Genomic DNA, 25,921 nt, shown 5'->3' with positions numbered 1-25,921 from the left:
CGACGTCGCCATCCGTGACGAAGCTTCCGCGTCGATCTCCCGCCGGGAGGCCCGTGGCCGTCAGGGGACCACAGTCCGCAGGGTGCCCACCTGGTAGTCGGCCGGGAAGACACTGGTGGCCAGGGGGCCTTCGACAAGCGCGCGGTTCGCCAGGGTGATCGGCTGGACACCATTCTCGTCGGCCCCGCCGACCCAGAACAGGACGCGCTCCGCGCCGGGCAGGTCGACGTTGGTCGTGATGAAGAGGCTGGCGCTGACGTTGCCGTGCATCAGTTCGTAGCCGACCGACGTGCCGGTGCGGAGATTGCGGAAGACCATCCGGCCGCCGATCGTGGTCCGGAAGACACCGGCACCCGTTTCCGTCTTCACGATCGGCATCGTCAGGACCAGCTCCAACGGATGGAAGTCGAGGCGTGTGGTGCCGCCCTCGGCGTAGGCGACGACTCCGTTCCGTGCCATGATCTCGATCGTCGCCCGGTTGAAGCGGAAGACCTCGTAGGCGACGGGTGCCGGCGGGGGTGAGGTATCCGCACTGGCGGGCGTGGCGACCAGCACGGCGACGGCCAGGAAACCGGCGAGCAGGCCGGTGAACGGCGCAAACAGGCGACGTAATTTCATGGAWTCCTCCAGGGGCTGCCGGTCGCGCCGGAGAAAGCGCGAACCCGTCACATGGACGCCATCCCCGGCAATATCCCCGAAAGCCCTCTGTTCGGCCACTTCTGGCGGCATGAACAGGGGTCGGGCATCCGCTGCCGCCGTTTCCGTCAGCACGCCCGCCTCTGCGGCAGCACCCAACACGGCCGCCGGACCGTCCGTCTCCCTGTCGATCCTTGCCAGCGTTGGCAACGACGCACCCTGACCTGACAACGACCTGATCCGGGGCCGTGCGCGCTGCTTTCTCCCCGACCGCGGGAGTGCACACGGTCCGGGCCGGGTCAGCTGTGTCGCGCCTCGACGCGGCTGGTCGGAAGGCGGACGTGGAGGGTGGTGTGTCCGGGTCGGCGGGCGGCGATGGTGATGGTGCCGCCGTGGCGTTCGGTGACGATGCGGCGGGCGATGTCGAGGCCGAGGCCGGTGCCCCGGCCGACGTCCCTGGTCGTGAAGAACGCCTCGAACGCGCGGGCCGCGACCTCGGGGGACATGCCGTGGCCCGTGTCGGTGACGTCGACGAGAACGGCACCTGGCTCGGCGCGGGTGGTGAGGGTGAGGGTGCCGGTGCCGTTCATGGCGTCGATGGCGTTGTCGATCAGATTCGTCCAGACCTGGTTCAGCTCGCCCGCGTGCACCTGGACGCGGGGCATGTCAGGCGCGTAGTCACGCACGACCGTGACGCCCGTGCCGAGGCGGTGCCCGAGGACCGCCACCGTGCTGTCGAGGCCGTCGGTGAGGTCGACGAGCTGCAGCGAGCCCCGGTCCATCTGCGAGTAGGACGTGATGGCGGTGACCAGCCCGGAGATGCGGCGGGTCGCTTCGCCGAGCTCCGCCAGGATGCTGGTGGTGGCCAGGGTGCCGGCGACCCACTGCAGACCCGCCTGGAGCACCGGCCCGTCGCCGAGCACGCCCGCCGCCCGGTCACACCAGGCGACGCCCACCCCCGCGGCGGCGAGCGGTGCCGCGATCGCCCACTCGTCCTCGACGCCGTGGTCGGCGAGCCAGGCCGACAGGTCGTCCTCGAGGTCGGCCGCCGCCAGCGGGGACAGGGGTGCCGCGGGGGGTCTGATCTCTGCACGCAGCGCATCGAGCTCGGCGAACCGGTCGGCGGTGGGCCCGGTGAGCCCACCTGACGCAAGCCGGGTGACGGCGGCCAGCACCGTCTGGAAGGTCTCCGTCACGTCGCCGACGGCGCGGGTGGCGGCCGCCGCCGGGTTGTTGATCTCGTGCGCGAGGCCGGCGGCGAGGGTGCCGAGGGCGGCGAGCGACTCACGCTGGCGGGCCGTCGCCTCAATGGACCGCGCTGTCCCGTACACGCCCCGGATGAGGTGGCTGCCGAACGGGAACCAGGAGTCGACCCGGGCCCGCAGGACGTCGGCGGGCACCCGGAGCACCCGGCCGGGCACCGCACCCCGCCCGGTCGCCAGGTATACGCCCTGCTCGTCCCACGCCCGGAAGCCGCCGGCCCACCGCCCCGGCGCATCCATCCGGCCGACCACGGACGGTTCACCGCCGAGCTGACGCACCAGGTCGATGGCACCCTCGACCAGTACCCACCAGAAGTCCGCGGGATCACCCTCGCGGAACAGCTCCGCACCCGGCTCGATCCGGACCTCGCTGTCCCCCGCGGCAAGCTCCGCGAACTGCTCGTCGGACAGGCCGGCAAACAGGTCGAGTCCGCGAAGATCCTCGACCCGCATCAGATCGCCTCCCACCAGCGGTGGCGCGTACCCGCGCACCCGCGCGTCCCACCCCCGGGCACCGAGCTCGGGGGAGTGCCCACGGGGCGAACCTATCGGCCTCCACCCGTCCCTGATGAACCAGGATGGACGGCCCAGCGCCGGTGCCGGGCGCGTCGGCCGGTGCGCAGTGCCAACGCCTGGGACACGGGCCAAAGCTGGCCGATCGTTCGATCGGGCGGACCGTCGCCTGGCTGCATCCACTCGGAAGGCGCGCCAGGATCCCTCGCAATCGTGCTATTCACCTTAAACCGACATGCGTCGCTCATCGGGTTCGAGGATTCGTCATCCTCGCTGCCGGTTTCGTGTAAATGTTGCGACGCCTGGCCCGCGTGCCCCCGATGGATAGGTGTCGATCATGTCGCAACGAACCGGTACCAGGCTGCTGACGGCGGATGAGACCACGACCGTCCGCGCGCTGCTGGGACTCCCACTCCCGCCCGAGACCGAGCCCGAGGTCACCGAACCCGAACCCGCCGTCGCCGAAAAGGCCGAAAAGGCCGAAAAGGACAATCGCCATGCCTGGAAGGAGGCTCATCCGACGCAGACGGCGCGGGATGAGTTCGCCGGCGACCTCCGGGCCGCACTCAAAGCGACTATCGACGCCAAGGAAGCCAGTATCAGCCGTAAGGAGAACGCCCGGGTCATCGACCTGAGACACCTTCTCCCGGCCGCCGCGGCAGCGAAGGAGGTCGTCGACGAGTTCTTCGCGGAGTGGGTCGGGAACGCCCTTGTCCCCACGGAGCTCGCTGCCACCAGGAGGAACTTCACGTTCACGGTCGACGGCGAATCGCCGACCATCGTCTCCATGACCGACAYGGCCACCCGGCGACGACTCGGCCGGATGACGGAGCCGGTCAACATGGTCGACTACCTGATGAGCACCGACGCGGTGGGGGCCCTGGCCGAGAAGCATTTCTTCCACTATCAGAACGGGACGCCCGAGGAGCAGGAGTTCTACCAGAATTCGGTCGTCGAACCGTTCGTCGCGGAGCACCGTGCGGCGCTCCTGCGCTACGAGGCCAACGAGATGTCGATGTCCGATCCGAACACGGCCCGCATCTTCATCACGCCCTGGGTTCTCGACTGGGCCGCGGAGGAGTCCGAGGTGGAGTCGATGGCCGTGGCGACGAAGAAGTGGGACACGTTCGTCCTCCTGATCCACGAGTACATCCACGTCCTGCAGCACCCCCTGCTGCCGACGGCGACCCAGCGCAGCGTCGTCGTCCGCGAGGGATTCTGTGAGTATCTGGCGGTGAAGGCGACCCGTCACGTCGGCGCCTTCTCCGCCGAGAGGACCAAGGATCTGAACATCCGGATCACCGGTCAGGACCACCACCGGCCCTCCCGCACCTGGCTGCCCAACTACAGCCCGACCGCCGACTACGCGCCGTTCGTGAAGCGCGTCACCGAGGCGATACGGAACGTCGGTGAGAACGCGATCCACGCGGCCTTCTTCCAGGGCCACACCGAGCTCCTCGGTACCGCCGTCAGCCAGGCCGGGGAGCGGTACCCGATGCCGCCCGTCACCGCGCTCCCCGACGGGACGCGACGGCTGCCCTTCCCCGTGACCAGCGGACGCCGTGGCCATGACTGGATCAGCCGCGGAACCGGGATCCCGGCGGCGACGTTCACGAAGCTCAACGCCGACGTCGCCCTCGGCGAGGCCGACCATTTCGTCCCCGACGGGATGGATCTCCAGGTCAGTGTGCCGGGATTCCGGGCGCACCGGATTCTCGGCGTCGCCGACGGCGTCGGCGAGACCTGGGAGCAGATCGCCCGCCAGAACGGCACCACCGTCGACGAGCTCATGCGCATCAACAACCCGGACGGCAACATTCCGTCCATCGACGACCTGCAGCTGGAGTGGGTACTGGTCCAGGACAGCTGACCGGCACGGGTGACCGGCGAGGGCCCTGACCCGGGGCGAGGGCTCCGACCCGGGTGGCTACCCGGCCTCGCCGGCCTCGGAGACGGCCTCGCGCACCGGAGCACCGGTGACGTCGTGCGCGGCGACGTCAGGAAGGACGGCTCCGCCCAGCGGCTCGCCGTGCCACTGCGTGAGGTTCCAGCCAGCCGAGAGGTCGCCTTCGAGGGTGACCACGCCGGTGTTCGAGAGCCAACGGTCCTCCACGGAGCCGACCCCGTCGACCCGCAGGCCGACCCACGCCCGGATCGCGGCACCATGACTGACGACCACGACGGTGCCACGCTCGTCATGCGCCGCCGCGACCTTCGCGATCGCGGCGTCGTAGCCGGAGACGAACACGTGACCGTTCTGCCCACCCGGCATCGTGCGGTCCAGATCGCCGTGGAGCCAGTCGGTGATGACGTCGAGATACGTCGCGATGGATGCCCTGTCGCTGCGCAGCTCGAGATCACCCGCACCGATCTCCTCGACCCCCTCCTCGACTCCGACCGCCAGCCCACGGGCCTCGGCGAGGGGAGCCGCGGTGAGCTGAGTGCGGGTCAGGACCGAGGTGTAGATCGCCGAGATCGCCTCACCGCGGAGGGCGTCGGGGAGAGCCCGTGCCTGGGCGTGACCAAGGGCGGTCAGCCCGGCGCCCGGCCGCCCGGTGTCGAGGGCGCCGGCGACGTTGGAGGGGGTCTGGCCGTGACGGAGCAGCATGAGGCGCATCGCGGCCAAGTCTAGCGTTCGGCGTTCGTCCAGACGTTCGACGTCGGGTCGGGTCGGGTCGGCCTGCAGGCCAGGGCGCTGCGCGGTCAGGAAAGCGGTGACCCGGTCGTTATCTGGATTCGAGTCGGCCCTGGGGACTGTCGTCGTCCGCCAGGGATTTCTGCGCCGCCAGCCAGTCGGAACCGTCGATGTCGAGTGCGTGGCGCAGGTAGGCCCAGGTGAGCCGCTGGATCAGGGCGACTCGCCCGGGGTTCTCGTCCGTCGTCTCCCTGGCCTCGTAGCCGACGATGCCGCCGAGCGAGTGTTCGGCCCCGAAAAGGGTGAGCAGGCTCTTGCTGCCAGGACTCAGGAAGTAAGGATCGGTCATCCAGTCCGGCCCGCGAACCGTCAGCGGCGAGTCGTCCTGGTCTCCGGCCACCACGAGGGTCGGCGTGGTCATGTCCGCGAAACTCGGGTTGAGGAAGGGGAAGTTCTCGACCGCGAACGCTGAGAGGTCGGCTCCGCCCTGGCCTGCCGTCGCGAACAGCACACCTGCCCGGATCCTGGAGTCGGAGAGATCCGCCGCCTCCCCGGTCTCCGGATCGAGGACCCGCAGACCCAGCAGGTTGCCCGCCGTCTGGCCGCCGAAGGAGTGGCCGGCCGCGGCGATGCGACTCTGGTCGAGGCGTCCGTGCAGGCCGGGAACGGCGGCTTCCAGGAGGTCGAGATGATCGAGGATGCGTTTCAGGTCCTCGACACGGGAACGCCAGATCCGCGGTGTCCGGGGATCATCGGGCGGAAGGCCGAGCGTTCTCGAGTCGAGATGAGTCGGTTGCATGACGACGAAGCCGTGGGCAGCCCAGAAGTCGACCAGCGGGCCATAGCCGTCCAGGGACGAGCCGAAGCCGTGGGAGAAGACGATGACAGGCAGCTCGTGGCCGGTGACGGGCGCGGACACCCGAACGCGGAGATCCTCGCCACGGCCCGGCGCTGACAGCGTCACCGGCTTCACCGAGACGACGGGAGTGGGTTCGTTCGTGGCTAGGTCCATGGTCGCCATCCGGTTTCGGTCACGGGGGCCTTCCTTCCAGCTGCTTCGCGTCAGCTGCTTCGAGCCTGATGTCGTCGACGGCGACGGGCGTCAGCCCGTGGCGTGGAGTGGGACGACCCTGCATGGCCTGCCTGGCGGGCAACCTGCCTGGCATCATGTCGAAACGGGACGCCGTCCCGTTTGACGATACGGGACGGTGTCCCGTTTAGCAATGTCGCTGGCAGGGAGGGGGATGTGATGACCGATGGTGATCGGAATGCGGGACCTGTGGTCCGGTCCAGGCGAGCGGACGCGCGACGTAACGAGGAGATCCTGCTCGCCGCGGCCGCCGCGGTCTTCGTCACGTCCGGTGTGGAGGCACCGCTCCGCGATATCGCTGCCAGGGCCGGCGTCGGGACGGCGACGATCTACCGCCACTTCCCGACCCGGGCGGATCTGATCATCGCCGTCTACCGGCACCAGGTCGAAGCCCTCGCCGAGGCCGGCCCGGCTCTCCTGGCGAGCAGCGAGACTCCCTACGCCGCACTGGGGCAGTGGCTCGACCGCTTCGTGGACTTCGTAATCACCAAGCAGGGGCTCGCTGCCGTGCTGCAGTCCGACGACCCCTGCTTCGACCCACTGCATTCGTACTTCCTCGACCGGCTGGTGCCCGTGTGCACTCAGCTGCTCGACGCCGCGGCCGTTTCCGGCGAGATCCAGTCCGATCTGGGCGCCTACGAGCTCATGCGTGGCGTGGGCGGCATCTGCATCGGCGCGGGCACGAACCCCCGCTACGACGCACGCCGACTGGTCGCGCTCCTCGTCGCGGGCCTACGCCGGCACCCGTGACCACAATGTGTCGGACGTCGGACGGATGGGAGGCGGCGGATCCGCGCTCTTGCTGACGCGCTCGGCCGCCGCCGTGGAATCGGCTCCGCTGGTTCCGCCGGGTTACCGCTTGTTCAGCAGGCCCGCGTCGACGGGGACGACCGTGCCGGTGACGTACCGCGCATCGTCCGACACCAGCCAGGCGACGGCGTTGGCGATGTCCTCCGGCTCCACCAGGTCGACCGGCATCGCGTTGGTGAGCGCGCTGGCCAGCTGCGGGGCGAGCTCGAGGATCTTCGCCAGGTTCCCGTCACCGGCCATGGGCGTGCGGACCGCGGTCGGCGCGACGCTGTTCACCCGGATGTTGTACGGAGCGAGGAAGTTCGCCCACGACCGCATGAGGCCGACGACCCCGTGCTTGGCCGCGGTGTAGCCGAGGAATCCGGCAGTGGGGATGCCGACGCCGACCAGGCCGCCCGTGGAGCTGGTCAGCACGATCGAGCCGCCCTGGTTCAGCTCCAGCAGCTGCGGGATCGCGACCCGACCGGTGTTCCACACCCCGGTGAGGTTGACGGCGACGACGTCCTCCCACTGCTCGTCGTCCGTGGCCACGCCGCCGGCGCCGATCCCGGCGTTGGCGACGACGATCTGGACCGGSCCGAGCTCGGTCACGCCCTCCTGGAACGCCTTCCCGAGCCCGGCGAAGTCCCGGACGTCCGCCTGCCTCGCGACGACCCGCCGGCCCAGGGCCTCGACGTCCTTCGCCGTCTGCTCGAGGTCAGCGAGCGTGGGCATCGGGTAGGCGACCGACCGGACCGGACCACAGAGGTCGATCGCGATGATGTCGGCGCCGTCCTGCGCTAACCGCAGTGCGTGGGCGCGGCCCTGTCCGCGGGCGGCGCCGGTGATGAAGGCGACCTTGCCGTCGAGCTTTCCCATCAGTTCTCCCTGAGGTGACGTGACGTCAGATGGCATGGCATGGAGTGGGCATGCGCATGGCGCGGTGGTGGTGGAGATGGTGGTGCGGGCGTGGGCGGTGCGGCGTCGGGGTCTCGTGGCTGCGTGCGGGTCCCGGCGGGAGGGGCTGATGCGTCCGGGGCGCAGTTCTAATTTTTAACAGTCGTTCTAACTTCGCCCGCGGTCGGTGTCAACCGACCCGCCCTGGCGCCGAATCCGGGTGGCGGATTGGGCGCGGTGGCAGTGGTCGTCGGGATTGCGCCACAGTCCCGCCGCGAGCGGGGAGCCCGCCTTCGAGCCGGGCGTCCGCCATCATGGGACGTCTTCAGGCGTTCGGAACCCGGCGCCGTCTACCGGAGGAAGGTGCATGGCCGAGCCCCGTCGACGCCGGGCGGCGACCGTGGAGAAGGTGAGTCGCCTTCTCGACGCGACCGAGGAGCTCATGCTGAGCGAGGGCTACGCGGCGGTGAGCTCCCGCAGCGTGGCCGCCCGCATCGACATCACCGCTCCGCTCCTGCACTACTACTTCCCGACGATCGACGACCTGTTCGTGGCGGTCCTGCGGCGGCGCGCGGAGCAGATGCTCGCGCGGACCAGGGCGGCGCTGTCCTCCCCACAGCCGCTGCGTGCCTGGTGGGAGCTGGTCTCCGACCCACGCGGAACGGGGCTGATCGTGGAGTTCGTGGCGGCGGCGAACCACCGGCCGGCGCTGCGGACGGAAGTCGGCCTGGTGGCCCGGGAACTGCGGCGGCTGCAGATGGAGGCCCTGGCCTCGATCCTCGGCGAGTACGGACTCGACCCGGAGGACTTCCCGCCCGCCCTCGTCGCCGCCGCGGTGCAGGGGCTCGCGTTCGCGGTCGTGGCCGACCGGGCTGCCGGCCACGACACCGCACACGAGCAGGCCGCCGCCGCGATGGCCCGCCTCGTCGCCCGCCTGGAGGACCGCCGGGAGCGCCGTCCGGCCGAGTGAGCCACCACCACGACAGCCGTCGTACGCCCGCGGCGGCACGAGATCCTGGGGGAACGATGCCGCACTGCCGGACAGCAGCTGTTCCCAGGCAGACCCTCGCCAGTGGCATGGTGGTGGCGGTCCTCGCCGTCCTGATGTCACTCGCGGCCTGTGACAGTTCCGACGAGCCGCACCAGACAACTGCGCCGGCTACGAACGGCACTGCAGGTTCGAGCTCGGTATGCGGGGCCATGGCAAGGTGCACACCCGCCGCCACGGCGGACGTCGACGGTGACGGCGCCGACGACGAGATCGCCCTCGGGCAGGTGAACACCGGACGATGGCTTCTCCGGGTCCTTGTCGCCGACGGCTCTGCCGCGGAGTATCCGTTCGACACGGCGACGTCGGCCCCCATCACCAGTCCCTGGCACGGCGCCGCGGTGGTGGACGGGGCTCCCGGAGCAGAGATCGCGCTGCTGACCGATCTCGGGGCACACACCATGTGGTTCACGGTGCTGACCTACCGCGACGGCCAGCTGACCGAGCTCGGCCCGCCGCCCGCTGAGGCGGGACAGGCGGAGGGGTGGGTCGTCGACAGCGCGGATTCGGGCTGGCTCGGCTACACCTGCGGACGATCGGGCCCGGCGTCGACTCTGCTGGTCACCTCCGCGCGGCGGATCGACGGGCCCTCCGGTGCCGAGGGCTACGACGAGACGAGCGTGCTTTTCGGCTGGGCGGGTTCGGGCTGGCAGGAGATCTCCCGAGAGACCAGGGCCTACGGACACGCGGACCCCGACACCCACCGACTGGCCGGCTGGAACTGCGAGGGTCTCCCTCGCTTCGCACGCGAGTAGCGCCAACGCCCCGGCGCGGTCAGTGGGCGTGCCGGTGATGGTGCCGTGAACGGGCACGTGCCGGAGCGACGTCCTGCTCGGCCTGTTCGGGGTTCATGTTCAGGTCGGCCTCGATCTCGGGCAGTGAGCGCCCGCGAGTCTCCGGCACCCGGAGCCACATGAACGCCAGTGAGGCGAGCGCGATCGCCGCGTACAGCCAGAACGTGGGCCCGCGGCCGATCGCGTCGAGCAGCGTCAGGTAGCTGATCGCCACCACGAAGTTCGCCAGCCAGTTCGCGATCCCGGCCACGGACATCGCGGCGCCGCGGATCCGCAGCGGATAGATCTCGGAGATCAGCAGCCAGAACACCGGCCCGAGCCCGATGGCGAACGAGCCGATGTAGACGCACAGCGCCACGATCGCCACGACGGCCCGGGTGGAGCTGACGGTGTCCGGCTGGCCGACGAAGACCGCACCGAGCACGACCAGCCCGAGCGTCATACCGGCCGTTCCGACGAGCAGCAGCGCCCGGCGGCCGACCCTGTCCAGCAGGGCGATGGCGAGCACGGTGAGCGCGACGTTGATGACGCCGACGATGACGGTGCCGCCGATCGCGGCGTGCTCGCCCAGCCCCGCCGACTCCAGCAGGGTCGGGGCATAGTAGATCACCGTGTTGACGCCGGTGATCTGCTGGATCACGGCGAGCGCCAGGCCGACGACCAGCGCCGGCCGGACCGCCCGGCTCAGGACGTCCCGGGCGTCCGCCCGTTCCGCCGAGACGTCGCGCAGCTCCCGGATCTCGCCCTCGATGTCGTCCCCGGCGTCGCGGGTGCGGGCCAGGACCCGGCGTGCCTCCTCGTCCCGGTCCTTCTCGACGAGCCAGGCGGGGCTCTCGGGCTGACGCAGCATGCCCAGGCCGAGGAGCACCGACGGGACGAGCGCGATGGCGATCATCCAGCGCCAGTGGCCGGACGAGGTGAGGAAGTAGGCGATGAGCTGGCTGGCCAGGATGCCGATGGTGATCGACAGCTGGTTCAGCGACACCAGGGCGCCGCGGACCTCCGGCGGCGCGATCTCACCGATGTACAGCGGGACGACCACCGAGGCCGACCCGACTCCCAGCCCGATGACCACGCGGAACGCGACCAGGGAGATGGCCTCCGGGGCGAGCGAGGCCCCCAGGATGCCGACGACGAAGACCACCGCGGTGATCAGGATCAGGCGCCGCCGCCCCAGCCGGTCGGACAGCCGGCCGGCGAGCAGCGCACCCGCCGCCGCACCGAGCAGCAGCGACGATGTGATGACGCCCTTGAGGAACGGGCTGTCCCAGTCGAAGTCCTGGGCGATCAGGGGCAGGGCACCGCCGATCACGCCGGTGTCGTAGCCGAACAGCAGACCACCGAGCCCGGCGAACAGTGCCGCTCTCGTCACGAACGGGTTCCGCCCGGGCCCCGCCGTCCTCCGCCACGCCGTGGCGACTCCGTCCGTCATCACAACCTCCGGGCCTGCCTCCGAGGAACGGACCCAGACGTACCCACACCTCGCGCCGGAATGCCCCGAAGCTTCCAGACCGCCGGAAACAGGCGGCGGTACAGGGTGACATCGGTGCTGAGGTGGGCAGGAACAGCGCACCTGGCGTCTGCCGCCGCATGCATGTCGCGACCCCGAGCGGAGTGATCCCGTGTCCGTGACCAAGGTCCTGTCTGTCGTCCCCGTGGCCGACTTCGAGGCGTCCACCGCCTGGTACGAGCGGTTCTTCGGCCGGCCCGCCGACACGCGCCCGATGCCGGGGCTGGCGGACTGGCACGTCACGGACGACGCCTGGGTGCAGGTCTTCCACGATGCGGACCGCGCCGGGCGGTCGGCCCTGAACTTCGCCGTTGACGATCTCGGGGCGGAAACCGCCGTCCTGGCCGGCCGCGGTGTCAGACTGGGAGAGGCCACCACGACGACCAGGAACGCGAAGCTGGCGTCGGTCGCCGATCCCGACGGCAACACGATCACGCTGATCGAGAACCCGTCGGTCTGAGCGATCAGTCCCGTGTGAGCGATCAGTCCCGTGCGGTGGTGCGGCTTGCCGGGAACTGGGCGGCGAGGCGTTTCGGGGCACGGGTGAGCGGCGCGGGCGTGGCGGTCACACGCCCCTGCACAGGGCGTGGTCGACCAGGTCCCACGCCGCCTGCCGGACGGGCGGTTCGGCGGTGATGTTGACCGAGACAACGGCTGACGTCGCGCCGTTGTCGCTGACCGCCCCCACAGTGCTGAACCCGGGCACGTCGCCGCCGTGCGTCCAGGCGCCCCCGCCGCAGCTCAGCGGCCTCCAGCCGAGGCCGAGGCCGTACCTGCCGCCCGCCGGCTCGCCCTCGCCCGCGGTCGGAACGGTCTGGCGCATCTGCCTGGCCAGCTCCGGCGTGACGAGCTCCCCGCTGCCGACGGCCCGCCAGAACCGGCTCAGGTCGTCGAGCGTGGTGACCAGCTCGCCGCCCGCGCCCGCCCACGTCATGTTCTGCTCGGGATGCTCCAGCCACACGCCGTCGATCACCTCGTACGCCCTGGGATGCGGGTCGGGCAGGACCAGTGCCGTCCCCGGCGCCGACGTGCGGGTCAGGCCCAGCGGTTCCAGGATGCGGCGCGCGACCTCGGCGTCCCAGCTCTGGCCGGTCACCCTCTCGATGATCATCCCGAGCACGGCGTAGCCGGTGTTCGAGTAGTGCCAGCCCTCGCCCGGTGGGAAGTCCGGCGGCGACTGCAGGGCCAGCGTGACGAGTTCCTGCGGCGCGAAGGTCGTGTGCAGCAGCTCGCGGTACGCCTCCGGGGAGTCGACCCGGGCGAGCAGATCATCGGTGAAGTCGTGCAGACCGCCGCTGTGCTGGAGCAGCTGCCGGACGGTGATCGACGCGCCCTCGTTGCCGTTGCCGGCGACGACACCGGGCAGCCACCGCTCGACCGTGTCGTCCAGGGTCAGGGCGCCCTCCCTGACCAGCTGCAGGACGACGACCGCGACGAACGTCTTGGTGTTGCTCCCCATCCGGAAGTAGCTGTCGACATCGATCGGGGTGCCCGCGTCGCGGTCGCTCACCCCGCTGGATCCGCGCAGCTGCCGTGAGCCGTTCACCTGCGCGATGACCCCGACCGCCCCGGCGTCGCGGACGGCGTCCAGGTCCCGCTGGAACTCGGCCTGCCCGTACCGGGGGACCGGCGGCGGCGACCCGGCGGCCTCACCGTCGCCGTCACTGGTCACCGCCCGCACGAGCACCCACACCCCGGCGATCACGACGAGGGCCGCGACGATCGTTCTGGACCTTCCCCTGCTGAACACGATGCTCCTCACCGTCGGGAGGGGACGACCAGTCGTCCCGTCCCGCCCGTTTCCGGGCGCGTCACCGACCGTAGGAAGGGTGGCTCGGCCGCACGATCCGGTTTCCAGCCGGTTCTGGTGCGGATGTCCGCAGGGTCCCGCCGCGGACATCCGGACATCCGGACAGCGGGAGAACTGAGGCCGGCGAGGGAGCCCGGTCGGTGCCGGCCGAGGTTGCGTACCATCCTCGGGCGATGCGGAACCGTTCGGAGGTATGCGCCACCCGATGGCGCTGACAGGGAGGGGTCTCGGTGGCTGACGCCGATGACGTGCGTCGGTTGGCGCTGGGTCTGCCGAACGTCGTGGAGGTCGAGAGCGAAGGCTTTGACTTCCGGGTGGGGGACAGGGGATTCGTCTGGTCCTATCCCGAGCGCACGCCGGGAAAGCCGCGGGTGATCCGGACCGACATCGCGGTGCTGTACGTCGGCGACGAGGCGGAGAAACAGGCGCTCCTGCTCGGCGAGCCCGACCTCTTCTTCACCGCCCCGGGCTATGGCGGCACGCCCCTCGTGATGGTGCGCCTGGCGAAGCTGAAGGTCGACCGCCTGCGGGAGCTCGTCACCGACGCGTGGCGGATGCGTGCCCCGGAACCGCTCGTCGGCAGCCTCGACGGGGCTGGCGCCGGTGACTCGTCCGACATCAACCTCGGCTGAACCCGGTACAGGGTGGGCAGTTCGGCGAGTACCGGCGCCGGTTATGGGTTATGGGTTATGGGTCACGGATCACGGCTGCGAGGCGGTGGGTAGCAGCGGGACGACGAGCCCGCGGTTCAGCACGGCCTCGACCGCCAGGGTGCGGTAACCCGCGTCGTCGAACAGGACGGTGAAGCGGTCACCGTCGACGCTGACAACCTGACCGGCGCCCCAGCGCTCGTGCTGCACCCGGGTGCCCGCCTCGAACGGCGCGGGCTGCCCGCCCTCACCCTCGGTGCTCCCGGCGCCGGCGGAAGCCCGGTCGCCGTCCCGCCCGGCGGCAGGCTCGTCACGCCCGTCGCAGGTGTCGCAGGCGCCGCAGCCGGCCGGCTCGAAGCGATCGACCGGCTCCCCGAAGTAGGACAGCAGGAAGCGTCGGCGGCAGCCGCGGGTTTCGGCGTACCCCCGGATCATGTCGACGCGGGAGCGGTCGAACGTCCGCCGCACCTCGGCCCGTTCCATCGCCCTCGCCACGGCGACCTCTGGTTCGGGCGCGTCCGGAGGGGCCGCCACCGTGCCGTCGCCGCGTACCGTCAGGGCGCCGGCCTCCGCGAGCGGGTCGACCAGACGGACCAGTGCCGAGTCACGCAGCCCGGCCTCCTTGGCCAGGCGTGGCATCGTGACCGGTTCCTCGGCGTGCGCGATCAGGACGGCGACCCGGCGCAGGTCCGCCGGGTCGGGTGGGCCGGCGACGAGGAAACGCCGCAGGCCCAGGTCCTGTGGCCGGAAGAACAGGCAGGCCAGCGCCGGCTGACCGTCCCGGCCGGCCCGGCCGATCTCCTGCATGTAGGAGTCGACGGAGTCGGGGACGTCGGCGTGCGCGACGAAGCGGACGTCCGGCTTGTCGATGCCCATCCCGAACGCGGTGGTGGCGACGATGACGTCGCAGCGGCCGGAGTGGAAGTCGTCCTCCGTCTCCCGGCGCACACCGGCGGCGAGCCCGGCGTGGTAGGGCCGGGCGTGCAGGCCGAGGTCGGCGAGCTCCGCGGCGATCTCCTCGGTGGCTCGCCGGGTCGCCGCGTAGACGATGCCGGGTTTGGCCTGTGTCGCCGCGTACTCGACGAGGGCCGCGCGCTTGTCGCTGTCCTCGACGAAGGTACGAACAGCCAGGTGGATGTTGGGCCGGTCGAACCCCTGCACGATCTCGGCCGGCTCCCGCATCCGCAGCCGTTCGGCGATCTCGCGGCGCACCGGCGGTGCGGCGGTCGCCGTGAGCGCGACCACCGTCGGATGGCCGAGATCCTCGATGACCTCACCCAGGCGCAGGTAGTCCGGTCGGAAGTCGTGGCCCCACGCCGAGATGCAGTGTGCTTCGTCAATGACGATGAGCGACGGCGTGGCCTCCCGTAACAGCTTTCGGATGCGCGGCTTGGCGAGCTGTTCGGGTGCCAGGAACAGGAACTCGCTGTTGCCATAACGGATCGCGTCGAACGCCTCGGCGACGGCCTTGGCACTGACCTGCGAGTTCGCCATCACTGCTGTGCTGTCGGAGGCAGGCGCGTCCGTCGACAGCGGCCCGTCGTGTGCACGGGCCCTGTCGAGCCGCGCGGTCAGCCCGCGCACCTGGTCCCGCTGCAGGGCGATCAGCGGTGAGACGACGACGGTCGGCCCCTCCAGCAGCAGGGCAGGAATCTGGTAGACGGCCGACTTGCCCGCTCCGGTCGGCAGCACGCACAGCGTGTCGCGACGCTCGAGGATCGCCCGCATCGCCGCGCGCTGGCCGGGCCGCAGAGCGTCGAAACCGAACGCCGCGGAGGCCACCGCGTCGAGCAGATCGTCAGCCTCGTCAGCCTCGTCAGCCTCGTCAGCCTCGTCAGCCTCGTCAGGGCCATCAGGGTGGTCAGGGCCGTCGGCCGCGCCGAGGAAGACGGGCCCGTCGACGTCGGGCCCGTCGACGTCGGCCGGCGGCGCGGGGACGTCGGCCGGCGGCGCGGGGGCAGCGGGCGGCAGATCCGGCGGGCAGGCCGTCGGCGGCGCCGACCCGGTGCCTGGTGCCTCCGACGGCTGCCGTGGAAGCACCCGACCGCCGGGCCGACGATCGAGGAGGCGGCCGAAGGCCTCCCAGGGATGTGTCAGAAAAGTCCGCATTGCTCAGGCGTGTACCCCGGCGGACGCCCCTTCACGCGAAGGTTTCACGCGAAGGTCGTGTCTTCCGCCGGGCACGGCGCGGTACTGGGGCTCGGTCCGCGCTGGACAGGGGACCCGGGCCGGGATTGGGGCTAGGATCGAAGAGAGTAAGCGCTCGCGAACTAGCGCTGGCGCCTTCGACCACCAGGAGCGCACGATGCCGAGACCGACCTGGCAGCTGCTCGCGGACCCGGAACCGCAGGAGCGCAGCTTCTCGATCGTCTCGGTGGATGATCACCTCACCGAGCCCCCCGATGTCTTCGCCGGGCGGTTCCCGGCGAAGCTTCGTGACCAGGCCCCTCGGGTGATCACGACGCCGGACGGGTCGGAGGCCTGGCTCTACCGCGACCGGCTCTACCGCGACAACGGGATGAGCGTCGTCGCCGGGCGCCCGAAGTCCGAGTGGAACCTCGACCCGCTGAACTTCGACGAGATGCGCAGGTCCGCCTGGGACGTCCACGCCCGCGTGCGGGACATGGATCTCGACGGCGTCTGGGCGTCGCTGTGCTTCCCGTCCGGGGCGTGGGGCTTCACCGGCCGGGTGCTGTCGATGAACCGGGACGAGGAGGTCGGCCTCGCCGCGGTCCGGGCATGGAACAGCTGGATGCTGGAGGAGTGGCACGGTGCCTACCCGGAGCGCTTCATCCCGATGCAGCTGCCCTGGTTCAGGGACCCGAAGGTCGCCGCGCAGGAGATCCGCCGCAACGCCGGGCTCGGCTTCACGTCGGTGTCGTTCCTCGAGTCACCGCACCTGCTGAAGCTTCCGCCGATCACCGACCTGAAGCACTGGGAGCCGTTCTTCAGGGCGTGCGAGGAGACCGACACTGTCATCTCGCTGCACTGCGGCGCAAGCGGCTTCGTCCTCCAGGGCTCGCCCGGTGGCGGCCTCAACGTCCAGACATCGCTGTTCCCCGCCGGGGCGTTCTGCGCCGCCGTCGACTGGGTGTGGGCGGGCATTCCGGCCCTCTACCCGAATCTCAGGATCGCTCTGAGTGAGGGCGGCATCGGCTGGGTGCCGATGGCGATCAACCGTCTCGACTACGTCCTCGAGCACTCCGGCGGCGGTGGTACTCCGTGGACGTACGACGTCACACCGAGTGAGGCGCTGCGTCGCAACTTCTACTTCTGCATGCTCGACGACCCCGGCACGCTCGACCAGCGCCACCTGATCGGCATCGACCACATCCTGTTCGAGACGGACTTCCCGCACGCCGACTCGACCTGGCCGGGCTCCCAGGACCTGCTCCGTAAGCGCTTCGCGGACATCCCTCGGCACGAGGCCGTGATGATCGCCGGTGGCAACGCCGCCAGACTGTTCCGCCACCCGCTGCCAGGCGGCGACTGGCCGACGATCACTCCGTAACCCCGCGAGGACCGCAGGCGGGAGCGGCGCCCAGGCTGGCTCCCGCAGTGCCGCGGGTGGCATCATCCCGTCCGGACTCGCCGGACCCGCCGGAGCGTGGGGACCGGTGCCGGACGGCGACACCAAGATGATCATCGTTCTTCTGTAATCCGTCGGTAAGACCGACAACCGGCCACCCGGGAGATTGATCTTCCGTTAAATGCATGTAGGTAGCAACCACATGCTCGGCCTCCGATCGGCCGGACAAGATCTTCTATTGTCGGCGGAACTCCGCGATGTGTGGTGGCTGGATCTGGGTACTTGTTTTCCCTCCCGGGGTCACTATCCTGAAGCGCCCAAGGCGAGCAGGGACGGGTCGCCTCGGTCGGTGCCAGCAGCGGAGCGTACAGATGCTTTTGGGGTTCGACGGCGATCCTCGGCAGCCACTTGAGCTCCGCGGCCATCGGTGGCCACTTGAGCTCCGTGGCCAGAGGAGGATCTCGCATGGTGCGTGGGCGATGCGGGCGGCGGACGCGGCCGACGGTCCGATGGTCGGGTGATGCGGGCGGTTGGCTCGCAGCAGTTGATGATCTTGCCGGAATATGTTGACGTCGACGTCGAAGGTTGAGAGTATGCGCACACTCGTAGGCGAGGGTGGGCCTGGCAAATCCAGGGCGGCCTCGCGGAAGCAACCTGCCCCGGCGAGGATGTCTTCGCGTGGCTGATAGCGCCACGGCCCAGATGATTCCGACAACTTTGAGGTGAAGGTATATGCGGTCCAGGGTTGTCCTCCCACGCGACCGGTCGATGCGGTCGCGGCGGCGGTCGGCTAGGGCGCTCTTAGCATGCCCGTTAGCCCTGCTCATGTTCGCTGCTGCGTGTAGTTCGGACGACGGGGATGAGCCCGCCAAGGTGGACCCGACCGCGGCCGCCAACGCGCTCGGGTCGGTCGACAAAGCGGCCGGCGAGCCCGTCAAGATCGGGATCATCTCGGACGGAAAGTCCGCTGCCATCGACAACTCCGTGCAGTTCGCCGTCGCGGACGCCACGGTCAAGTACCTGAACGAGCACCGCGGGGGCATCGGCGGCCGGCCCGTCGAGATCGTGAAGTGCGAGACGCAGGCGGACCCGGCCAGGGGCGCCGACTGCGGGAACCAGATGGTTGAGAAGGACGTCGTCGCGGTCGCGGTCGGCGAGTCCGCGGTTGCCGAGGGTGTATGGCAGCCGTTGGCTGACGCGGACATCCCGACGATGTTCTTCGGCGCCGGCAGCCCGGCGATTCTTTCGGACCCGACGAGTTTCACCGTGGGTGACCCGAACTTCGCGACGCTGCAGCTCCCCATCAACGTGGCCAAGGACGAGGGCCTCAAGAAGGTGACGTCGATTGTCATCGACGTGCCGGCCGCGCTGCACAGCGCCGAGGAGGTCGCCCCCGGCCTGATGCGGGAGGCGGGCCTCGAGTACGAGCTCATCCGGGTCGCCCCGGGTACGGCCGACATGACGCCGCAGTTGCAGGGTGTCGATCCCGGTGTCGTGTTCATCATCGGTAACGACTCGTTCTGCATCAGCGCGATCAACGGCCTGGAAGCAGTCGGGTTTGACGRCAAGGTCAGTGCCATCTCGCAGTGCATCACGGACGCCACCCGCAAGGCGGTGCCCGGGAACGTGCTGGAGGGGATGACCATCGGCGCTTCCGTCCCGGTCGGCGGGGACGATGCGTCCAGCCTCCTCTACAACGCGGTGATCGAGACCTACGGGGACGACATCGACACCGGCTCGTCCGCGGGCCGGGGCATGTTCGTCACGTTCGCCGGCCTCGCGGCGTCGCTCGAGGACATCTCGGGTGACATCACCCCGGCTACCGTCACCGCCGCCATCAAGGCGATGCCGGAGAAGGAACTGCCCGGCGCTGCCGGCCTGAAGTTCCGGTGCAACGGCAAGGCCTACCCGGAAACTCCGGCGGCCTGCGTGCGGGGTGGGCTGACGACGACTCTCGACGACAAGGGTCAGCCTGCCGCATTCAAGGTGCTCGGAAACACTTCGATCCCGGATTGATGGTCGAGAACTGAACCGGCCGCCGAGGAATCTCCTCGGCGGCGGGTTCGGCACCTCCTCTCGGCATCCGTCCCGCCGGAGGTGCCGAACCAGCCTCATGGCTCGCAGGACTGATCCGGAAGATGCCGGGAGATCGTGATGGAACATGTAGGTTCGCTGCTCCTCGGCCTCGGGAACGGCGGGGTATTCGCGGCGCTGGGTCTTGCCCTCGTGCTGACCTATCGGAGCTCGGGAGTCATCAACTTCGCGACTGGGTCGGTCGCGCTTTACGTCGCCTATTCCTACGCATACTTACGTGATGGCGAACTACTCGTCCTGATACCCGGCCTGCCCGCGTCGGTTGACATCGGCGGGTCCTGGCCGCTGGCGCCGGCGGCTGCGCTGTCACTGCTGCTCGGGGCACTCCTGGGCGCATTGCTGTACGTGGCGGTTTTCCGACCGCTGCGTGAGGCTCCCCAGCTGGCCCGGGCGGTGGCGTCGCTTGGCGTTCTGGTGGTCATCCAGTCGGTCATGGCGATCCGGCTCGGCACCTCACCGGTCAGCGTCGAGGCGATCTTCCCGGCGGAACGGTGGGACTTCGGCGGCGCGAGGGTGCTGTCCGACCGGTTCTATCTGGTCGTCGCCGTGGTGGCCCTGACGCTGGTGCTGGCCGCCGTCTACCGCTTCACCCGGTTCGGGCTGCTGACGAGGGCGGTGGCGGAGTCCCAGACCGGCGCCTACGTCAGCGGTGTGTCCCCGGACCGGATCGCCCTGTTCAACTGGATGATCAGTGGTGTGACGGCTGGTGCGGCCGGCATCCTGATCGCACCGCTGAGCCCGCTGTCCCCGACCACCTACACGCTGTTCGTGGTGCCGGCGCTCGCCGCCGCGGTGGTCGGCGGTTTCAAGAGCCTGGTGCCGACGGTGGTCGCCGGCATCGCGATCGGCATGGTCCAGTCTGAGGCTGCCGCGCTGGCCGCCGACGGCGCGTCCTGGCTACCGAGGAGCGGCTCGCAGGAACTCGTTCCGCTGGTGGTGATCCTGCTGGCCCTGCTCGTCACCGGACGGGGCCTCGCGGTCCGGGGCGGACTGGTCCGACAGCCGCTGGGCCGGGCCCCCCGACCACGGTCCCTGCTGATGCCCACGATTCTCGGTACCGGCGTGGGTGTGCTCGGCCTGCTGGTCACCAGCGGGACCTGGCGCAGCGCGGTCATCGGAACGTTCATCGCCGCGATCATCGGTCTGTCGCTCGTCGTCGTGACCGGCTACGCCGGGCAGGTGTCGCTGGCCCAGCTCGCGCTGGCCGGCAKCGCCGCCTTCACGCTCAGTGGCCTCACCCAGAGCTGGCACATCCCGTTCCCGTTCGCACCACTGCTGGCCGCGCTCGTGGCGACGGTGCTGGGCGTGGTGATCGGACTACCCGCGCTGCGACTGAAGGGTCTGACTCTCGGCATCGTCACGCTCGCGCTGGCCTACACGATCGAAGCCGTGTGGTTCCGCAACACGCAGATCGTCGACAGCCAGGGGGCCCGGGTCACCCAGCCGGAGATTTTCGGCCTCGATCTCAGTATCGGTACCGGTCATGCCTTCCCACGGATTCCCTTCGGCCTGCTCTGCCTGGCGGTCCTGGTGGCCGTCGCCTGGGGTGTCGCCCGGCTGCGCACCAGCTCGCTGGGCTCGGCCATGCTCGCTGTCCGCGCGAACGAGCAGTCGGCCGCCGGCATCGGCATCAACGTCGTCGCCGTCAAGGTCGCCAGTTTCGCCATCGCGTCCTTCATCGCGGGCCTGGGCGGAAGCCTGCTGGCCTACCGGCGCGATGTCGTCACCTTCGACTCGTTCACGGCGCTCGGCGGGCTCGCCCTGCTGTCGACCGCGTACCTCGCCGGCGTCACCTCTGTCTACGGCGGCATCCTCGCCGGGGTGATGGCGTCCTCCGGCATCACCTTCATCGCGATGGACCGCTGGGTCCATCTCGGTGACTGGTTCCCGGTCATCACCGGTGTCGCCCTCCTGGTCGCCCTCATCGGCCACCCGGAAGGCCTCGCCAGCGGCGGCCACGAGCTCGCCGACCGCATCGACCGACTACGCCATCGCCGCCGGCCGGCTCCGAGCCCGGCGGATGGGACCAAGGCGATCACGCCCGAGTCCGCAACTCCGACCGCGGCGGCCACCGCCACCTCCGCAGCCACCGACCAGACGGAGGCGCCGGCCGCGGTACCCGCGCAACCGGCGGCCACGGTGCTTGACGTCACCGGGCTCACGGTTCGTTACGGCGGCGTGACGGCTGTCTCCGAGGTCTCGCTGCGGGTTGCCGCCGGTCAGATCGTCGGTCTGATCGGACCGAACGGTGCCGGCAAGACCAGCGTGATCGACGCGACGACCGGGTTCACCCGGGCCTCAGGCACCATCAAGCTCGGCGGCGACAACGTCGAGGGGCTCCCGACGCACACCCGGGTACGGCGTGGCCTCGCCCGCACGTTCCAGTCCCTGGAGCTCTACGACGACCTCACCGTCGAGGAGAACGTCCGCGCGGCGCTGTTCGGCGCGAACGCCGACGAACGCCACCGCGCCCTGGCCGCCGCACTCGACCTCGTCGGCCTTGCCGACCGGGCCGACCGGCACGCCGACGAACTGAGCCAGGGCGAACGCCAGCTGGTCTCCATCGCCCGGGCCTGCGCGACCAAGCCCCGGGCCCTGCTCCTCGACGAACCGGCCGCCGGGCTCGACACCACCGAGACGGTGTGGCTCGGCGAGCGCATCCGCTCGATCAGTCGCACGGGAGTGGGAATCGTTCTCGTCGACCACGACGTCTCCCTCGTGCTGTCGGTCTGCGACTACATCTACGTCCTCGACTTCGGCAAGGTCATCGCCGAGGGCGACCCGGCAGCGATCCGTGCCGACCGCGCGGTCGCCGACGCCTACCTGGGCTCCGTGCACGACTCCTCGGCGGACGMGGCACCGCCGGCGACGGGCGTGCAGGAGACGTCTCCGGTGGCGGAGGCGTCGCCGGCGGAGGGTGTGGAGGAGACGTCTCCGGTGGCGGAGGTGTCGCCGGCGGAGGGTGTGGAGGAGACGTCTCCGGTGGCGGAGGTGTCGCCGGCGGAGGGTGTGGAGGAGACGTCTCCGGTGGCGGAGGTGTCGCCGGCGGGGGATGCGGAGGATGTCGAGGAGACGTCCCCGGGCGTGGTGGCGCCGGCGCCACTGACGAAGGGAGCAGGGGAGACATCCCCGGAGACGGCGGCCCAGGCACCACCGCCGAAGGCGGAGACGACGACCCCCCCAACTGCGGAGGTCGCTCCGGCCGCCGCGACCACATCCTCGGCGGTGACCACATGACCACCCGGCTGGAATGTGCCGACCTCAGCGGCGGGAGAGGCAGCACCACCGCCTTCCGGAACCTCGATCTCACGGTTGAGGCCAGCTCCGTACTGGCGCTGCTCGGACCGAACGGCGCCGGCAAGACCACGCTGCTGCTGACCCTGGCCGGCCTGCTGCCGGCGCAGAAGGGCACCGTCAGTGTCGATGGCAAGCGGCTGCGTAACGGCCGACCCGCCACGGCGAACGCGGCCGGCGTGGTACTCGTCCCCGACAACCGCTGCCTGTTCACCTCGCTGTCCGTCGAGGAGAACATAAAAGTCGCGGCCCGTCGCAACGGTCCGAAGGCGAAAAGCCTCCTCGAGACCTTTCCGGCGCTCGAGAAGCGGTGGCATCTGCCGGCGGGGGCGCTCTCCGGCGGCGAACAGCAGATGCTGGTCATGGCGCGGGCCCTGATCCAGCAGCCCCGGGTGCTGCTGATCGACGAACTCAGCATGGGCCTGGCTCCCCTGATCGTCGAGGACCTGTTCAGCACCGTCAGCAGCATCGCCGCCGACCATCAGTGCGCGGTGATCCTGGTCGAGCAGCACGTCAACCTCGCCCTCGAGGTCGCCGACACCGCGGCCGTCCTCAACCGGGGCAGCATCGTGCTGCGGGGATCGGCCAGGGAACTGGCCGCCGCCCCCGAGCTCCTGGAAGGCGCCTACCTCGGCATCAGCGAGGAGGAGGCTGCGTAGGCACTCGGCTCACCCCGATCCCGCGGCCGCGGGATCGGGGTGGACGGTCGTCGTCGACGGCCACTGACCGGAGGAGCCGAGCGCAGGTGCTCGCCGTTCGCCGCTCGCCGGGATCGAGCGGCCGCCGGGTCGGAGGAACGACTCGACCTACTGCCTGGCCTTCGACCTGGCCGGCGGGTGGTCCGCCCAGATGTGGAAACCCAGCCCGATTCCCCAGGCCAGTATCGACCACAGGGGCCAGAAGAAATGGTCCGGGGTTGCGAGGGCCCACACCAGGACCTGGGCGAGATTAGCCAGCAAATAGCAGGCAACGTGGATCCGTAGGCCCCATACAAGCTGGCCTTCGGTTTTGTTCGCTCTCATTGTCGCAGGTTAGATCGACGTACTTGATGGTGACTGAACTTTCTGTGGATCCGCTGTCGGCGCGCATCCGGAATCGTTTAGTGCCCGTCAAGTGTCCGGTTCTACGCTGATCCTCGTTCGCAGCTGCGAACTGCGAGAACAGCGGAAACCGGAAGGTCTACACCGATGATGAACACCCGTCGAACACTGCTCGCCGGATCCACCGCGGTCGCGACCGTGGCCGTGCTCGGATCGACCGCGGCGCAGGCACACACCCGGCCCGACGACAGGCAGAAACCCACCGTGGTTCTCGTCCACGGCCAGTTCGCCGACGCCTCCGGCTGGAACGACGTCGCCACCCGGCTCATCCGCGACGGCTACCCGGTCGTCGCCCCGCCGAACCCGCTGCGCAGCGTTGCCGCCGACTCCGCCTACCTGGCCAGCTTCCTCGCCACCCTGAGCGGCCCGCTCGTCCTCGCCGCGCACTCCTACGGCGGAATCGTCGTCACGAACGCCGCGACCGGCAACGCGAACGTGAAGGCCCTGGTCTACGTGGCCGCGTTCGTGCCCGATCAGGGCGAGACGCTGCTGGGCCTGCAGACGAGGTACCCGGGAAGCAAGCTCGGTGAGGCGGCGCTGGACTTCCGTCCCTACGGCGGGGGCGTCGACGGGTACATCAGGAAGGAGGTCTTCCGCGACGTGTTCGCCGGCGACGTACCGAAGGCGACCACCGACCTGATGTGGGCCGGCCAGCGGCCGAGCGACGTGCGCACGCTGCAGGAGCCGTCCGGCGCCCCGGCGTGGAAGACCATCCCCTCCTGGTACCTCGTCGCCCGCAACGACAACGTCCTTCCCGCCGCGGCGCAGCGGTTCATGGCGCAGCGCGCCGGCGCGCGCACCGTCGAGGCCAGCGCCTCGCACGTCGCGATGATCGCGCAGCCCGGGGCGACGGTCGACCTCATCAGGCGCGCCGCGCGCTGACGAAGGCGGGACGATGCATCAGCGCGCATTCGAAGGCCAGTGCACCGCCGAGGAAAGGCGGCACACGACCGCGAACACGCCCATCAGAAATCCGACCCCGACATTGTTCGCACTGGCACTCGGTACCTTCGCGATCGGCACCGGCGAGTTCGGCAGCAACGGCGTCATCCAGCTGTTCGCATCCGATCTGGACGTGTCGATCCCGGTCGCAACGTATGCGATCACCGCGTATGCCCTCGGCGTGGTGATCGGCTCGCCGGCGATCATTCTGCTTGCCGCCCGAGTCAATCGGCGCACTCTGCTGCTCGGCCTGATCGTGCTTTTCCTGCTCGGCAACGGGCTCTCCGCCGTGGCGCCGGACATCGCGCTGCTGGTCGTCTTCCGGTTCGTCGCCGGCAGCGTGCAGGGTGCGTTCTTCGGCGCCGGGGCCGTCGTCGCCGCGTATGTGTACGGCCCGGGCAGGGGCGGCAGGGCGTTCGCGACGGTGATGGGTGGGCTCACTGTCGCGACCATCGCCGGGTCGCCGCTCGGCAMCCTCATCGGCCAGAACGCCGGCTGGCGGGCCATGTACTGGACCGTGGTCGCCCTTGGCCTGATCGCCGGCGCCGCCCTGGTGACCTGGCTGCCACGCACCGACGACCTGCGGGGCGGCTCCGTCACGAACGAGCTCGGTGGCCTGCGCCAGCGCAACGTCTGGGTGATGGTCATCGTCGCGGCGCTCGGCATCTCCAGCATCTTCGCCGTCTACACGTTCATCGGCCCGTTCGTCACCGACGCGGCACGGCAGGACAGGTCCCTCATCCCCGTCGCGCTCGCCRTCTTCGGGCTCGGCATGGCGGTGGGGAACCATCTCGGCGGACGTRCCGCCGACCGGTACGAGAACCGCGGCCTGATCTGGGGCTACGGCGGTGTTCTCGGGCTCCTGGTGCTGATCGGCGTGGCCGGCGACAATCTGGTGGTTCTGCTGCCCTGCCTGTTCGGTGTCGGCGCAACGATGATGTTCGCGATCCCCACCATCCAGGTCCGGCTGACGGGCTTCGCGCCGGGTGCCCCGACCCTGATGGGAGCCCTGAACCTGGCGGCCCTGAACCTGGCCAACTCACTCGGTGCGATCGGCGGCGCGGTCACCCTCGACGCCGGCTGGGGAACCCTGTCCACCGTCTGGGCCGGCTTCGTCCTCACCGCGGCTGGTCTGCTTCTGTACGTCGCAACCATCGCCCGGGTCAGGGCGGCGCCGATGCCCGCTCCAGCCTGAGCAGATCGGCAGCCTGAGCAGCTCGCCCGCCGCGGCCAGTTCCTGTCGGACCCCAGGTAGCGGCCGCCCGGTCTCGGCGCGGACGGGGGGGTGGGCCTCGCGTCGGAGGATCCGGCGGCAATAGCGTGCGGGT

At 70.1% G+C, this 25,921-nt stretch carries 21 protein-coding genes; 12 read left to right on the top strand and 9 right to left on the bottom strand.

The window, feature by feature from the left end; translation table 11 throughout:
- Window positions 1–60: 60 nt before the first annotated feature.
- Both CC117_RS20465 and CC117_RS20460 read right to left on the bottom strand, forming a co-directional pair.
- On the bottom strand, window positions 61–618 hold the full coding sequence (locus tag CC117_RS20465; protein ID WP_071086587.1) for a hypothetical protein: 558 nt from the start codon (window positions 616–618) through the stop codon (window positions 61–63).
- 317 nt (window positions 619–935) lie between these two features.
- Complete coding sequence (locus CC117_RS20460; protein ID WP_241830282.1) at window positions 936–2,390, bottom strand: sensor histidine kinase; 1,455 nt, start codon at window positions 2,388–2,390, stop codon at window positions 936–938.
- Between the two features lie 358 nt (window positions 2,391–2,748).
- On the opposite strand from CC117_RS20460, the gene CC117_RS20455 reads away from it, so the two are divergent.
- Window positions 2,749–4,281 carry a LysM peptidoglycan-binding domain-containing protein gene (locus CC117_RS20455; protein ID WP_131803101.1) on the top strand — a complete coding sequence of 511 codons (1,533 nt, stop codon included), beginning with the start codon at window positions 2,749–2,751 and terminating at the stop codon, window positions 4,279–4,281.
- A gap of 57 nt (window positions 4,282–4,338) precedes the next feature.
- Here CC117_RS20455 and CC117_RS20450 read toward each other — a convergent pair whose 3' ends face one another.
- Both CC117_RS20450 and CC117_RS20445 read right to left on the bottom strand, forming a co-directional pair.
- Window positions 4,339–5,028 carry a histidine phosphatase family protein gene (locus tag CC117_RS20450; RefSeq protein ID WP_071086584.1) on the bottom strand — a complete coding sequence of 230 codons (690 nt, stop codon included), beginning with the start codon at window positions 5,026–5,028 and terminating at the stop codon, window positions 4,339–4,341.
- Window positions 5,029–5,137: 109 nt separating this feature from the next.
- Window positions 5,138–6,067, bottom strand: a complete 930-nt coding sequence (locus CC117_RS20445) for an alpha/beta hydrolase family protein (RefSeq protein ID WP_071086583.1) — start codon at window positions 6,065–6,067, stop codon at window positions 5,138–5,140.
- Window positions 6,068–6,295: 228 nt separating this feature from the next.
- Between CC117_RS20445 and CC117_RS20440 the strand changes: the two genes are divergently transcribed.
- A complete protein-coding gene (locus tag CC117_RS20440) occupies window positions 6,296–6,886 on the top strand; it encodes a TetR/AcrR family transcriptional regulator (protein ID WP_071086652.1) in 591 nt (196 codons plus the stop codon).
- A 102-nt stretch (window positions 6,887–6,988) separates the two neighbouring features.
- Here CC117_RS20440 and CC117_RS20435 read toward each other — a convergent pair whose 3' ends face one another.
- Window positions 6,989–7,804 (bottom strand): mycofactocin-coupled SDR family oxidoreductase, encoded by an 816-nt coding sequence (locus CC117_RS20435; RefSeq protein ID WP_071086582.1) that lies wholly within the window; start codon window positions 7,802–7,804, stop codon window positions 6,989–6,991.
- 385 nt (window positions 7,805–8,189) lie between these two features.
- Here CC117_RS20435 and CC117_RS20430 point away from each other — a divergent pair, with 385 nt between their 5' ends.
- A complete protein-coding gene (locus tag CC117_RS20430; RefSeq protein WP_071086580.1) occupies window positions 8,190–8,792 on the top strand; it encodes a TetR/AcrR family transcriptional regulator in 603 nt (200 codons plus the stop codon).
- Window positions 8,793–9,022: 230 nt separating this feature from the next.
- Window positions 9,023–9,625: a hypothetical protein gene (locus tag CC117_RS20425; protein WP_071086579.1), complete on the top strand. Its 603-nt coding sequence runs from the start codon at window positions 9,023–9,025 to the stop codon at window positions 9,623–9,625.
- A gap of 19 nt (window positions 9,626–9,644) precedes the next feature.
- Here CC117_RS20425 and CC117_RS20420 read toward each other — a convergent pair whose 3' ends face one another.
- Window positions 9,645–11,096: a sugar porter family MFS transporter gene (locus CC117_RS20420; protein ID WP_071086577.1), complete on the bottom strand. Its 1,452-nt coding sequence runs from the start codon at window positions 11,094–11,096 to the stop codon at window positions 9,645–9,647.
- A 190-nt stretch (window positions 11,097–11,286) separates the two neighbouring features.
- On the opposite strand from CC117_RS20420, the gene CC117_RS20415 reads away from it, so the two are divergent.
- Window positions 11,287–11,634: a VOC family protein gene (locus tag CC117_RS20415; RefSeq protein WP_071086574.1), complete on the top strand. Its 348-nt coding sequence runs from the start codon at window positions 11,287–11,289 to the stop codon at window positions 11,632–11,634.
- 105 nt (window positions 11,635–11,739) lie between these two features.
- On the opposite strand, the gene CC117_RS20410 is transcribed toward CC117_RS20415, so the two are convergent.
- A complete protein-coding gene (locus tag CC117_RS20410) occupies window positions 11,740–12,924 on the bottom strand; it encodes a serine hydrolase domain-containing protein (protein WP_071086572.1) in 1,185 nt (394 codons plus the stop codon).
- A gap of 290 nt (window positions 12,925–13,214) precedes the next feature.
- On the opposite strand from CC117_RS20410, the gene CC117_RS20405 reads away from it, so the two are divergent.
- Complete coding sequence (locus CC117_RS20405; RefSeq protein WP_071086570.1) at window positions 13,215–13,616, top strand: MmcQ/YjbR family DNA-binding protein; 402 nt, start codon at window positions 13,215–13,217, stop codon at window positions 13,614–13,616.
- A 69-nt stretch (window positions 13,617–13,685) separates the two neighbouring features.
- Here the strand turns inward: CC117_RS20405 and CC117_RS20400 are convergent, their stop codons facing one another.
- Window positions 13,686–15,674, bottom strand: a complete 1,989-nt coding sequence (locus CC117_RS20400) for a RecQ family ATP-dependent DNA helicase (protein ID WP_241830279.1) — start codon at window positions 15,672–15,674, stop codon at window positions 13,686–13,688.
- 265 nt (window positions 15,675–15,939) lie between these two features.
- Here CC117_RS20400 and CC117_RS20395 point away from each other — a divergent pair, with 265 nt between their 5' ends.
- The 4 genes from CC117_RS20395 to CC117_RS20380 all read left to right on the top strand — a co-directional run bounded on the left by CC117_RS20395 (window position 15,940) and on the right by CC117_RS20380 (window position 23,210).
- Window positions 15,940–17,145 carry an amidohydrolase family protein gene (locus tag CC117_RS20395; protein WP_071086568.1) on the top strand — a complete coding sequence of 402 codons (1,206 nt, stop codon included), beginning with the start codon at window positions 15,940–15,942 and terminating at the stop codon, window positions 17,143–17,145.
- Between the two features lie 786 nt (window positions 17,146–17,931).
- The gene (locus CC117_RS20390) at window positions 17,932–19,179 is read left to right on the top strand and encodes an ABC transporter substrate-binding protein (protein WP_071086650.1); all 1,248 of its coding nucleotides are present in this window, start codon (window positions 17,932–17,934) and stop codon (window positions 19,177–19,179) included.
- A gap of 138 nt (window positions 19,180–19,317) precedes the next feature.
- Window positions 19,318–22,494: a branched-chain amino acid ABC transporter permease/ATP-binding protein gene (locus CC117_RS20385; RefSeq protein WP_071086566.1), complete on the top strand. Its 3,177-nt coding sequence runs from the start codon at window positions 19,318–19,320 to the stop codon at window positions 22,492–22,494.
- Window positions 22,491–23,210, top strand: coding sequence for an ABC transporter ATP-binding protein (locus CC117_RS20380; RefSeq protein ID WP_071086564.1), 720 nt, complete (start codon window positions 22,491–22,493; stop codon window positions 23,208–23,210). Before CC117_RS20385 ends, CC117_RS20380 begins: the two co-directional genes overlap by 4 nt.
- A gap of 147 nt (window positions 23,211–23,357) precedes the next feature.
- Here CC117_RS20380 and CC117_RS20375 read toward each other — a convergent pair whose 3' ends face one another.
- Window positions 23,358–23,573 (bottom strand): 2TM domain-containing protein, encoded by a 216-nt coding sequence (locus tag CC117_RS20375; RefSeq protein ID WP_071086562.1) that lies wholly within the window; start codon window positions 23,571–23,573, stop codon window positions 23,358–23,360.
- Between the two features lie 165 nt (window positions 23,574–23,738).
- Between CC117_RS20375 and CC117_RS20370 the strand changes: the two genes are divergently transcribed.
- Window positions 23,739–24,533 carry an alpha/beta fold hydrolase gene (locus CC117_RS20370; RefSeq protein WP_071086560.1) on the top strand — a complete coding sequence of 265 codons (795 nt, stop codon included), beginning with the start codon at window positions 23,739–23,741 and terminating at the stop codon, window positions 24,531–24,533.
- A gap of 13 nt (window positions 24,534–24,546) precedes the next feature.
- Window positions 24,547–25,788 (top strand): MFS transporter, encoded by a 1,242-nt coding sequence (locus CC117_RS20365; protein WP_071086557.1) that lies wholly within the window; start codon window positions 24,547–24,549, stop codon window positions 25,786–25,788.
- Window positions 25,789–25,921: the final 133 nt, after the last annotated feature.

This window comes from Parafrankia colletiae, assembly GCF_001854655.1.
In the GTDB taxonomy this organism is placed as follows: domain Bacteria; phylum Actinomycetota; class Actinomycetes; order Frankiales; family Frankiaceae; genus Parafrankia; species Parafrankia colletiae.
This window is presented reverse-complemented; position numbering and strand designations above follow the sequence as displayed.